We start from the raw sequence: 12,519 nt of genomic DNA, 5'->3' as shown, positions 1-12,519 counted from the left end.
TGTTTAATTAAAAGGTGGAAAATACAAATTGAAAATGAAAATTGCTATAATTAATGTAACTAAAATAGGTAATGATGTGGTAGATAAAATTAAGGAAAATATAAATATAGATTTATATAGTAAATATGATAGCTGTGGATTACAAAATAATAGTTTTGATTTTAAAGATGTAGTGGATAAAACTTTTAAAAATTATAATGCTATAGTATTTATAAGTTCTACAGGTATAGCTGTACGTTCTATTGCATCTTTTATAAAAAGTAAAGATAAAGACCCTGCAGTAATTGTAATTGATAGTATAGGAAGGTATGTTATAAGCCTTTTAAGTGGACACTTAGGTGGAGCTAATGATTTAACAAATAAAATAGCTAAGATTATAGAGGCTGAACCTATAATAACTACAGCTACGGATAATTTAAATGTAGAGGCACCAGATGTAATAGCTAAAAAAAACAATCTTGTAATAGGTAATTTAAAAGATGCTAAGAAAATTTCAGCTTTACTTGTAAATGGAGAAAAAGTTGCTTTTATAGATGAAGAAAACTTGATAAAAATTCCAAGGGGATATAAAAGTAAGTTTGATAAAGCTCAAGGTATAGTTTGTATAACTAATAAATATAAACTAGAAAAAAATGAAGTAATAAACAAAAATGCTTTTTTAAAATTAATCCGAAAGAATATAGTATTAGGCATAGGCTGTAGAAAAAATTATGATGCTGAGATTATGAAAAATAATGTAGTTAAAGTTTTAAAAGAAGAAAATATAGATTTAAATAGTATAAAGACTATAGTATCTGTAGATATAAAAAAAGAAGAGAAGGCATTAATAGAACTTTCTAGTTTTTTAAATTGTAAGTTTCAAACTTATTCTGTAGAAGAAATAAAAAAAGTAGAGAAAAAATTCAACAGAAGTGAATTTGTAAAAAAGACTATTGGAGTAGGTGCCGTATGTGAACCTTGTATATATTTGAGGGGAGCAAAAATTATTAAAGAAAAGCAGAAATTAAATGGAATGACTTTAGCTATAGGGAAATTATAATTTTAAAATAATTTATAAAGAAGAGAGGTGAAAATTTTAGTTGAGAAAGTGTTTAGTTCTCACTAAATATAAAAATGGGAAAGCTATATGTAGTAGGAATAGGCCCAGGTAGTTTAGAAAATATGACTATAAAAGCGCAACAAGCTTTAAAAGAAAGTAACATAATAGTTGGATATTCAAAATACATAAACTACGTACAATCTTTAATAGAAGGAAAAGAAGTGTACTCTACAGGAATGAAAAAAGAAGAAGATAGATGTATTAAAGCTTTAGAACTTAGCAGAAATAATATAGTTTCTATAATAAGTACTGGTGATGCAGGAATTTATGGGATGGCAGGACTTATATTAGAAATGAATAAAGATAAAAATTTAGATATTGAGATAATTCCAGGTGTAACAGCATCTTCTTCAGCTGCATCTTTGATAGGTGCACCGCTTATGCATGATAATTGTAATATAAGTTTAAGTGATTTAATGACGCCTTATAGTGTTATAAAAAATAGAGTGGAGTTAGCAGCAAAGGGAGACTTTGTTATATCTTTATACAATCCTAAAAGTAAAGGAAGGCCTTATTATTTAAAGGAATGTATAGAAATAATAAAAAAATATAGAGATGATAAAACTCCCGTAGCTATAGTAAAGAATGCTTTGAGAGAAGGTCAGGAAATTCATCTATATACTTTAGAGAATTTTAAAGATGATTTTGCAGATATGATGTCTATGGTTATCATTGGAAATAGCAGTAGTTTTATAAAAGAAAATAAATTTATAACTAAAAGAGGGTATAAGGTAGAATAAAATTTTTTAAAATTAGGAGTAGATATAAAATGATAGGTTTGATATTAGGAACTTCAGAAGGACGAGATATACTTTCTTATTTGAATAAATTTACAGATAATATTTTAGTAACTACAGCTACAGCTTATGGGGGAGAACTTTTAAAAAATTACAAATATAAAATATTAAATGATAAACCTTTAAATGAAGAAGAACTTTTTAATATATTAAATAAAAATAAAGTTAAAATTCTAGTAGATGCTTCTCATCCATATGCTTTAGAGATAAGTAATAATGCTATAGAAGTTTGCAGAAAATTAAATATAAAATATGTAAGATATGAAAGACCTTCTATTGTAGAAGAATTTAAGGAAAATGATAAAGTAGTTGTTTTAGAAGATTATAAAGACTTAAAAAAAGCTTTAAATAATATAGAAGGAAATATATTAAATACTACTGGCAGTAGGAGTATAGAAAAAATACTAGATTTGAATTTAACAAATAGAATTATTTATAGAGTACTACCTTCTGTTCAGGTAATTGAGAAGTGTTTAAATTTGAAAATAGCAGTAGAAGATATTATAGCTATAAAAGGGCCAATAAGTAAAGAACTAAATAAGGCTTTTATAAAGGATTATGACGGGGAAGCATTGATATTAAAAGATAGTGGTATTAGAGGGGGTACAAAAGAAAAAATATTAGCTTGCATAGAGTGCAATATATATGCCTTTGTCATAGGAAGAAAGAATATAAGTTATAAAAATAAATTTAATGCAATAAAAGATTTAGTAAAATATGTAGGAAATTATATTGATTAATTATTAAAATAAATATAAAAAATGCGGAGGATTATTTATGAAAACTAAAAAAATAGTAATTATAGCTTTATTTATAGCGTTAAGTTTTATAGGAGCTAATATAAAAATAATGGGAACTATAGCTTTTGATTCTATGCCAGCTTTTTTAGGTGCATTAATATTTGGACCAGTAGTTGGAGCAGTAATAGGAGCAATAGCACATTTTTTAACGGCTTTAACTAGCGGATTTCCGTTAAGTTTACCGGTACATATTATAATTATGGTGGATATGGCAATAACTATGAGTTTATTCTCATTGGTTTACAATAAGTTTAAAAATAAGAACGCTAAATTAGCTGTAATTTTATCAATTATTGTGGGAACTATTATAAATGGGCCTATATCTGTCTTATGCGTAATGCCTATTGTGGGAAAAGGAGTACTTTCTGTACTTCCAATACTTACTCTAGCAGCTATAGTGAATATAGTTTTAGCATTGATTGTGTATAAGTTTATTCCTAAAGAATTTAAAAAAATATTTTAGAATATTAAAATAAAATTAGAGAGGTGAGAAGTTAGTTAAGGGTTAATTAGATTTAATAACTTTTACTAAATGTTTATATGAAAAAAATGAAGAAAGCTATATTAGTTGTAAGTTTTGGCACAAGTTATGACGATGCCTTAAAGTCTTGTATAGAAAGTACAGAAAATTTTATTAAAGAAAATTTTAAAGAATATGAAGTAAGAAGAGCGTTTACTTCATATATGATAATAAATAAGATTTTAAAAAGAGATAATATAAAAATAAATACACCTTATGAAGCACTTTTAAAGTTAAAAATGGATAGTTTTGAAGAAGTTATAGTTCAACCTTTACATATTATGTTCGGAGAAGAATATGAAAAAGTTGAAAAAGCTGTTGAGATTTTCAAGGATGATTTTAAAGAACTAAAATTAGGAAGACCACTTCTTTATAATAATAAAGATTATTCTATAGCATCAAAGGCAGTAAAAAATCAATTACCAGACATTAAAAAAGATTTAGCTGTAGTACTTATGGGGCATGGTACAGAACATAGAGCTAATGCTTCGTATTTTCAATTTGATTATTATTTAAAAGAACATATAAATTCTAATTTATATATTTGTAATGTAGAAAGTGAACCTTCAATTTATAATGTAGTGCCAAAATTAAAGGAAAAGAATATAAGGGAAGTTTTATTAATGCCATTTATGCTAGTAGCAGGGGAACACGCTAATATTGATATGGCATCAGATGAAGAAGACTCTTTTAAGAGTATATTAGAACATCACGGTTTTAAAGTGAATGTATCATTAAAAGGATTGGGAGAAAATAAAGAAATTCAACAAATATATGTTAATCATATAAAGGATGAGATGAATTAATTCTAAGGAGAATATCAATGGAATTTAGGGCAAAACACCCAGGAAGTTTTGGAGAAATACTACAAGGTACTTTAGGGGAGAAATCTTTATTAGTTTCTACCCCTATAAATTTATACACTAACATAAGAATTTTTGAAAGTTATAAGGGAAAAAAAACTAAAACAAATATTAAGGTTAATAAATTTATGGAAATCTTACTTTTAAATTGGGGATATAAAGAATTTATAAAAAATATTCATATAGAAATTAAAAGCGAAATACCTAGGGGAAAGGGTTTAGCCAGTAGTACAGCAGATATATGTGCGGTATATAAAGCCTTAACTAATATGTTTAAAAAGCCCTATTCAGAAAAAGAACTTATATTAAATTCAGTTAAAGTAGAACCTACAGATAGTATTATATTTGATAAGTTTACTCTATTTGATTATAAAACAGGGAAGTTCAAAGAAGAATTAGGGAATTATATTAAATTTTATATATTAGTTTTCCAAGGAAATAAAATAATAAATACTATAGAATTTAATAAGAGAGATTTACCACCTATGGAATCTATAGAAGATTTAATACCTAAACTTAGGCAATCTATTTTAAAATCTGATTTAAGAGGTATAGGAGAAATTTCTACGGAAAGTATAAAAAGAAATTTTACTAGATTAAATTATGATTATTTTGATTTAGTATCAAAATACAAGAATGAAACTAATGGATTGGGAATAGTAGGGTGTCATAGTGGTGATGCATTAGGAATTATATATGATAATAAACAGGACTTAATTAAATCATCTAATCTTTGTAAAAAATATAAGGGTTTAAATACATATACATTAGAAACGTTAATAAACATATAAATTTCAATTAGTATTTAATTTAATATACTAAGAAGGGGTAGTTTAAAATGGAACAAGAAAAAGGATATATACAGATTTATACTGGTAATGGAAAGGGAAAAACTACAGCAGCATTGGGATTATCTTTAAGGGCAGTATGTTCAGGTAAAAAAGTTTTTTTTGGACAGTTTACAAAAGGTATGAAATATAGTGAATTAAAAGCTCCAGAAAATTTACCAAATTTTCATATGCAGCAATTTGGAAGAAATAAATTTATATTTGGTAATCCAGAAGAGGAAGATATATCTCTTGCAAGGAAAGGTCTTAAAAAAATAGAAAAAATATTAATGTCTAATGAATATGATATAGTTGTTATGGATGAGGTAAATATAGCTTTATATTATAAATTATTTACAGTAGATGAACTTATAAGTATTATAGAAAAAAGAAATCCTAAGATAGAGGTAATATTAACTGGAAGGTATGCTCCTAAAGAACTTATAGAAAAGGCAGATTTAGTAACAGAAATGAAGGAGATAAAGCATTATTATGAAAAAGGCATAGGAGCGAGAATAGGTATAGAAAACTAAATTAAAAAATAAAGAAGCTTATAGCTTTGTAGTAGGGCTATAAGCTTTAATTTTATATATTTTAAAAATTTATAAAGATATCTTTAAAAAGTGAGTTTTTGTGGCTCTATAAGATTTTTCATAGGGTATATTTAAAGCATTAAAGGTATGTTGAGATATTAAAGGTTTACCATGAGCAAAAGAAGTAATTATAGCTGAATGAAATATTAAACCATTAATATCTTCATAAAATATTAGATCACCTAACTTAAGTTCATTTATATTTTTTGTTTCAGAACCTTTAGGTCCTGGTAAATCATTATTATGATTTACTTTTAAGCACCAATAAAGAGAATGTGCTACAGCCCAAGAAATTGACCAACTTGGATTAAGAGGATCGTTTTTATACCACCAAGGATGGCTACTATCAAAAACGAAAGGAGCACCACCGGCTTTTAGACATTGAGAAGTGAAGTTTGTGCAATCTCCACCAATAGTTCCTATAACATCAAAATACTTATAATTGGGATTTGGAGATAAAGCAAATATTGTTGCATAGTCTACTGCTTGTTCTCTTAAATACTTACCCATAAAATCATCTATTAAAATTGATATCCATATATATTTATGTTTTATAGGAATAAAGTGTTAATGTTTTATATCTATATATTAAAAAGGAAGTTCCATCATAAAATAAATTTTTATGGTGGAACTTCCTGTTAGTTATCTTTACAACAATATAAATAACTTACATTTAATTTATTGTTATAAGGGTTTCTGTATATATGAGCATCTACTTCAAAAATTTCTTTAAACATTTCTTTAGTAAAAATTTCTTCTACAGTTCCATGAGTTACTATTTCGCCGTCTTTCATTACATAAATATAGTCACAAAAAGTAGCCGCTATATTCATATCATGTATAGTTGTAAAGGTAGTAATATCTAAATGCCTTAGCATGTGAATAATTTCAAGTTGATATTTTATATCTAGATGATTAGTAGGTTCATCTAATACTATAAGTTTAGTGTTTTGGCAAAGAGCTAATGCTATCATCACTCTCTGTTTTTCACCACCAGATAAACTTAAGAAACTTCTATCTTCGTAACCCTGAAGTCCTACCTTTCTTAATGAGTTAGTTATAAGATTTTCATCATTACCATCTATACTTGCAAAACGTTCCATAGAAGAAAATCTGCCCATGCTTACAATTTCTTTTACTGAAAAGTCAAATTCTAAGTTATGTTCTTGCATAACTACTGCTAAAAGTTTAGATAAATCTTTATTATTCATATTGAATATATTTTTATCATCTATATACACAACCCCTTCATTAGGAGTTAAGTATCTATAAATGTTTTTTAACAGTGTGGTTTTTCCGCAACCATTAGGTCCTATTAATCCAACAAACTGTCCTTCATTAACCTTTATGTTTATTCCACGAAGAAGTTCTTTTGTGCCTATTTTATATTTTATATTATCTAGTTGTAATTTCATTTATTTACCCCCAAATCTATAGGTGTTTTTATGCATTAAATATAGGAAGAATGGACCTCCTAATAAAGCAGTTATAACTCCTATTGGAACTTCTTCAGGGGAAAGTATAGTTCTTGCTAGGGTATCTGTAACTACCATTAATATTGACCCTATAACAATAGAAAATGGTATTAGTTTTTTATGAGAAGATCCTACCATCTGTCTAGCAATATGAGGAACTATAAGACCTACAAATCCTATTACTCCAGTAAAGGCTACTATAGTACCAGTAAGTAAAGTAGAAGCTAGCATAATATATCTAATTATAAATTTTGTATTTATACCAATATTTCTTGCTACAGCTTCACCTAAAAGAAGTCCATCTAAATCTCTGTAAAATATCATAGTAATAATTAAAACTATAGTAAGTATTACAAAGGCATACTGTACCTGCCTATAATTTGCTCCAGCTAGACTTCCAACAGTCCAAAATACTGCACTTTTTACTAAGCTATCATTTTTAGCAAAAGTTATAACAAAATTAGTTATGGCAGTAAATATTGAGGAAATTGCAACTCCTGTTAAAATTAATCTAGTTTTGGAATAGTTTTTACCCACTTTAGATATAGTAAATACTAATATAGATGCAAGTAAAGATCCCAAAAATGCACCGAAAGCTGTCCCAAAGGTACCCATAAAACTAAAAGTACCTAACACTATAGATAATGTAGCACCAGCAGATGCACCAGAAGATATACCTAGTATATAAGGATCTGCTAGGGAATTTCGTGTTAAAGTCTGCATTAAAACTCCTACTAAGGCTAAAGCCCCACCGGAGACTATAGCTAAAAGTAATCTAGGAAGTCGAAGCTTAAAAATTATAGTGTCTATGTTATCTTCCCAAGTTTTAATAAAAACTTCTTTTTGTAATAAACTATTTGTAAGGGACTTAAGAGTTACATCTACGTCGATGCTTACAGAACCTAAAGTTATGCAAATAGTAGTTAATAAAATTAATATTATAAATAGTATAAATAATTTTAAACCATAATTGTTTTTAGTACTTGTATTTTTTGTAGATATTCTTTTAGTAAAGGCTGTCATTAAATCACCATCCTAGAATTTATCAGGATAGAATTCTTTGGCTAATTTCTTTACAGTAGCAGGCACCCTTTCACCAGGATATAATTCTGCTAAATCTACTTTTATAAATTTATTATTTTTTATTGCATTTACATCTTTTAAAGCAGGATTTGCTTTAAGTGCTTTAACTTTATTTTCAAAAGTTTCGCCACCATTTCCTATAGAGTACTCTAGTACCATTATTACATCAGGATTTCTTTTTACTATTTCTTCATAAGATACTTCAGGGTAGGTTTTCTTTACATCAGCAAATATATTTTCACCTTGAGCAAGTTTTATTATTTCATTACTTATACCTGTTCCAACAACCACTGCTTTATCTGTTCCAGAATCATATCCTAAAACTTTTACTTTTTTATCTATACCTTTAATTTTATCTGTAGTTTCTTTTAACTCAGATTTAATTTTATCATTTACTTTTTGGGCCTTATCTTCTTTACCAAAAATTATTCCTAAATTCGTAAAATCTTCATACATAGAATCTATTTTTGCATCTGCATCAGAAGATTTTGGTATGTATACTTTTATATTATTTTCATTTAACCAATTTACAGTACCTACACCTTTATCATTGAAACTGCTACCCCAACCTATGATAAAGTCTACTCCCTTTGATAATAATTCTTCTTTAGAAGGATGAGTTTTACTCATTATAGGTATTTTATCGTAAGCAGGCTTTAAAGAAGGTAAAATTTCACCATCAGCATAGGCAGTACCAGCCATTTGGTCTTCTAGTCCCATAGATAACATCATTTCTATCATACAATTTGTTATAGCTAAGGCTTTTTTAGGTTTTTTATCGTATGTTTGTGAGAATTTGTTTACACTATCATCATGTCTACTAGTTTGTACAAAATCTACTTTTAATGGTTTTTTATTTGATTGTTCAGTTTTAGTAGGCTCCTTTGATTTACTAGTATTTTGGGAATTTGCACAACCAGTTATACCTCCCATTAATACAAGTGTAGATAGTGTCAAAGCTATTAATTTTTTATTCATAAAAAATCCCCCTTTAAATGTTTAAAATTAATAATTTTATGTACTTATGAATAAATTTATAAATAATTATTTCAATAAGATACAAATATTTCATATGTGATAATATTATCATATACGAAACATTTCTACAAGTTATTAGTTTATTAGATAAGAGGGAGTTTATACAGTATAGTAAACAGAAATTTGAATAAATTCATTCATTTTTATAAAGATGAATGAATTTATTTATTTAAAAAAATTATAGATTTAAATTTATAATTTTAATATGATAAAATTATATCAATGATATTTATAAAAATAATGAGATATATGTTTATTTCAGTTCAGAAATGTTTAATTTATACATATATTTTTAAGAAATGATTTTTTACAGCTCTATAAGGTTTTGGATAGGGTATATTTAATGCATTAAAAGTATGTTGGGATATTAAAGGTTCACCATAAAAGAAAGATGTAATTATTGCTGAGTGATAGATTAAACCATTAATATCCTCATAAAATATTAAATCTCCTATTTCGAGATCATCTATATTTTCAGTTTCTATGCCTTTAGGACCATTTAAATTATATTCATTATTTATTATTAAGCGCCAATAAAGGGAATGAGCTACAGTCCAAGATAAGGTCCAACACACAATACCATTTTTATTATTGTACCACCATGGATTAATAAAATTATAAACCAAGGGAGCACCGCCTGCTTTTAAGCATTGGGAAGTAAAATTTGTACAATCACCACCAACGCCTTCATGTACTTCAAAATATTTATAATTAGGATTTGGAATTAAGGCATATTGCATAGCGTATTTTACAGCTTCTTTCCTTAAATAAATACTCATAAAAAATTATCCAATAAAATTAATATCATTATATATTTATGTAATATTAAGAAAGATGTTAATTTTATTAATTAATAAAATTAAAAGAAATATAAGGTATTAAGGAATATATTATACTTATTGTTTTTTATTTACATAATAGGTATAATTATATTAAATAGAGTTTAATGGAGGGAATCAGCATGTTAAAAAACAAGAAAAAATTGATAGGCATTCTATTAAGTTCATTTTTATTAATAACATTCTATGGTTCAGTTTCGCATAATGTATATGCAAAGGAGAATATAGGTAAGATATCTCCAGAATATAATTTTAAATCCAATCCTAATATTAAAGTACAAAGATTAGGTGGAAAAGATAGATTTGAAACATCCCAAAAAATATGCGAACAATTTGCTAAAGAGCATATATCCAATGTAATTATAGCTAACGGAAATAATTTTCCTGATGCCCTTACAGGAAGTGTGCTTTCTAAAAAATTAAATGCACCTATTTTATTAGTAGATAAGACTTTAAATGGAAGCAAGAATTCTATAAAATATATAGAAAGTAATTTATCTAAAGATGGAACAATATTTATTTTAGGTAGTAAGGATGTAGTTGAAGACGAATTTATAAGTTATTTTAATAAAAAAGGATATAAAAATATAAAAAGATTAGGTGGAAATGACAGATTTGATACAAATAAAATAATAGTAGATAATATGAAAGTAGAAAAGGGTACACCAGTTGTAATTGTAACTGGGGAGAATTTTCCTGATGCTTTAAGTGTATCTAGTGTGGCAGCTATCAAAGGATATCCCATATTAATGTCTAAAAAAAATAGTTTACCAGAAATTATGAAAGATACAATTAAAGATATACAACCTTCTAAAGTATTTTTAATTGGCTCAGAGGGTGTACTTGGAGATAACATAGTTAATGAAGTTAATAATTTAGTTCCAGAGATTCAATCTAAAAATATATTAAGATTATATGGTGAAGATAGATATGAAACATCATTAAATATATTTAAGTATTTTAAAAATGAATTAGATAATAAATATGCAGTAATAGCTATAGGAAGTAATTTCCCAGATGCATTATCTGGTGGCGCATTAGCAAGTAAATTAAAAGCACCAATACTTCTTACAGATGGAAGTAATATATTAACTCAAAAGAAATATATAGATGAAAATAAAATTTCTAATATGATTCTATTAGGAAGTAAATTTTGCATAGGTGAAGGTGTAGAGAATATATTAAGAGGGAAAGAAGAACATTTATTTTATATAGAAGGAACTTATGAAAAAGATAGGATGAAATATATTGAAGGAAGAATGGATAAATTTATTACAAATGTAGATGAAGCTTTGGAATATCAAAATATTTTAGGAAGTATATCTGTACCTAATTATAATGGGGAATATTTTCTAGAGGATGGCGGAGTAGATACTCCAATAAGTGATAAAATAAAATTAACAGTAAGTGATAGCGCTATTATAAAGACATTAGCTTTTGATAATGATGGAAACAAAATTATAACAAAAGTTGACTTTGGAAAATTTACAAACAATTATAAAAATAAAAGACCTATATATAGAATCAAAATCAAAAATGGACTAGTAACAGAAATAGAACAACAATATAGACCTTAATAATATATTTAAATATTATGTTTAAAAAGATACTCTAGATTAAGAGTATCTTTTTTATATAATAAGTTATATTAAATATTTATCTCTTTAAAAATTTCACCTTCTAAAGTTTTTATTTTAAATAAATTTTCACAAAGAATTCCATAGCAATGAGGAGTATTTTCTTTTGGGAAAGTGATTGAACCTGGATTTATAAATAGAATATTGTTTAATTTTTCAATTACTGGTATATGAGTATGTCCAGATATCAATATATCACCACTATTTATGTTAGGTAAGTTATTCTTATTATAGATGTGTCCATGAGTTAAGAATAATCTTTTACCATTATATAATATGGTAGAATATTCACTCATAAGTGGGTAATTAAGAACCATTTGGTCTACTTCGCTATCACAATTACCCCTTACAGCTATGATATTATTTTTATATGTATTTAGAAGTTCTGCAACTTTCTTAGGATTATATTCTTTAGGAAGTGGATTTCTAGCCCCATGATAAAGGGCATCTCCTAATATAACTATATAATCAGCATTTTCTTTTGCATATATGTCTAAAGCTTTGCTTAAATAATAAGCTGAACCATGGATATCAGAAATAAAAAATAATTTCATAAATAACATAAGGCTCCTTTCTATATAATTTTGTATTATTAATTTTATTATACACTATAATAAATTTTTATAAAATAAATCATATGAAAATGTCTCATATCGACTATTATATCAACATGAGACAAATATTAAATCAAATTGAAATTTTTTTAGTACATTTTAATAATTAATGCTAATTTTTAATGGCATAAAATTTCTATGACATAATATATGAAGCTATAAAAATCTAATAATTTCATTATTTTATAATTACCCTTCAAAAAGGTATTCTATAAATTTTATAGAATACTTTTTTATTATATAAAATATTATAAATTTAATATAAACATTCAATATGTATAACAATTATCATAAAAGTTTATATACTGTTTAATATACTAGAGGGATTTTTAAT

At 26.2% G+C, this 12,519-nt stretch carries 14 protein-coding genes; 8 read left to right on the top strand and 6 right to left on the bottom strand.

All coding sequences use genetic code 11. The features are described 5' to 3' along the window. Positions 1–34 precede the first annotated feature (34 nt). From cbiG to cobO, 7 genes are all read left to right on the top strand, one after another. Positions 35–1,039, top strand: coding sequence for a cobalt-precorrin 5A hydrolase (gene cbiG, locus BN1711_RS09660; protein ID WP_050608485.1), 1,005 nt, complete (start codon positions 35–37; stop codon positions 1,037–1,039). Positions 1,040–1,113: 74 nt separating this feature from the next. Continuing rightward, a complete protein-coding gene (gene cobJ, locus BN1711_RS09655) occupies positions 1,114–1,839 on the top strand; it encodes a precorrin-3B C(17)-methyltransferase (protein WP_050607948.1) in 726 nt (241 codons plus the stop codon). A gap of 29 nt (positions 1,840–1,868) precedes the next feature. Continuing rightward, positions 1,869–2,636: a cobalt-precorrin-6A reductase gene (locus BN1711_RS09650; protein WP_050607947.1), complete on the top strand. Its 768-nt coding sequence runs from the start codon at positions 1,869–1,871 to the stop codon at positions 2,634–2,636. A gap of 37 nt (positions 2,637–2,673) precedes the next feature. Further along, positions 2,674–3,159 (top strand): ECF transporter S component, encoded by a 486-nt coding sequence (locus tag BN1711_RS09645; RefSeq protein ID WP_050607946.1) that lies wholly within the window; start codon positions 2,674–2,676, stop codon positions 3,157–3,159. A 77-nt stretch (positions 3,160–3,236) separates the two neighbouring features. Then, positions 3,237–4,022: a sirohydrochlorin cobaltochelatase gene (locus tag BN1711_RS09640; RefSeq protein WP_050607945.1), complete on the top strand. Its 786-nt coding sequence runs from the start codon at positions 3,237–3,239 to the stop codon at positions 4,020–4,022. A gap of 17 nt (positions 4,023–4,039) precedes the next feature. Then, complete coding sequence (locus BN1711_RS09635) at positions 4,040–4,870, top strand: GHMP family kinase ATP-binding protein (protein ID WP_050607944.1); 831 nt, start codon at positions 4,040–4,042, stop codon at positions 4,868–4,870. Between the two features lie 47 nt (positions 4,871–4,917). Continuing rightward, the gene (cobO, locus tag BN1711_RS09630; RefSeq protein ID WP_050607943.1) at positions 4,918–5,439 is read left to right on the top strand and encodes a cob(I)yrinic acid a,c-diamide adenosyltransferase; all 522 of its coding nucleotides are present in this window, start codon (positions 4,918–4,920) and stop codon (positions 5,437–5,439) included. A gap of 69 nt (positions 5,440–5,508) precedes the next feature. Here the strand turns inward: cobO and BN1711_RS09625 are convergent, their stop codons facing one another. The 5 genes from BN1711_RS09625 to BN1711_RS09605 all read right to left on the bottom strand — a co-directional run bounded on the left by BN1711_RS09625 (position 5,509) and on the right by BN1711_RS09605 (position 9,874). Beyond that, entirely contained in the window at positions 5,509–6,009 is a 501-nt protein-coding gene (locus tag BN1711_RS09625) for an amidase domain-containing protein (protein WP_050607942.1), read from the bottom strand. A 128-nt stretch (positions 6,010–6,137) separates the two neighbouring features. Further along, the gene (locus BN1711_RS09620) at positions 6,138–6,914 is read right to left on the bottom strand and encodes an ABC transporter ATP-binding protein (RefSeq protein WP_050607941.1); all 777 of its coding nucleotides are present in this window, start codon (positions 6,912–6,914) and stop codon (positions 6,138–6,140) included. Beyond that, positions 6,915–7,997, bottom strand: a complete 1,083-nt coding sequence (locus BN1711_RS09615) for a FecCD family ABC transporter permease (RefSeq protein WP_050607940.1) — start codon at positions 7,995–7,997, stop codon at positions 6,915–6,917. A gap of 12 nt (positions 7,998–8,009) precedes the next feature. Next, a complete protein-coding gene (locus BN1711_RS09610) occupies positions 8,010–9,035 on the bottom strand; it encodes an ABC transporter substrate-binding protein (protein ID WP_050607939.1) in 1,026 nt (341 codons plus the stop codon). 338 nt (positions 9,036–9,373) lie between these two features. After that, positions 9,374–9,874 (bottom strand): amidase domain-containing protein, encoded by a 501-nt coding sequence (locus BN1711_RS09605; protein WP_050607938.1) that lies wholly within the window; start codon positions 9,872–9,874, stop codon positions 9,374–9,376. A 182-nt stretch (positions 9,875–10,056) separates the two neighbouring features. On the opposite strand from BN1711_RS09605, the gene BN1711_RS09600 reads away from it, so the two are divergent. Further along, positions 10,057–11,511, top strand: coding sequence for a cell wall-binding repeat-containing protein (locus BN1711_RS09600; RefSeq protein ID WP_050607937.1), 1,455 nt, complete (start codon positions 10,057–10,059; stop codon positions 11,509–11,511). 71 nt (positions 11,512–11,582) lie between these two features. Here the strand turns inward: BN1711_RS09600 and yfcE are convergent, their stop codons facing one another. Continuing rightward, positions 11,583–12,125, bottom strand: coding sequence for a phosphodiesterase (gene yfcE, locus BN1711_RS09595; RefSeq protein WP_050607936.1), 543 nt, complete (start codon positions 12,123–12,125; stop codon positions 11,583–11,585). Positions 12,126–12,519: the final 394 nt, after the last annotated feature.

The sequence above is a fragment of the Clostridium niameyense genome, from assembly GCF_001243045.1.
Lineage (GTDB): Bacteria > Bacillota > Clostridia > Clostridiales > Clostridiaceae > Clostridium_F > Clostridium_F niameyense.
The sequence above is the reverse complement of the archived record's forward strand: the minus strand, read 5'-3'. Positions and strand labels throughout refer to the sequence as shown.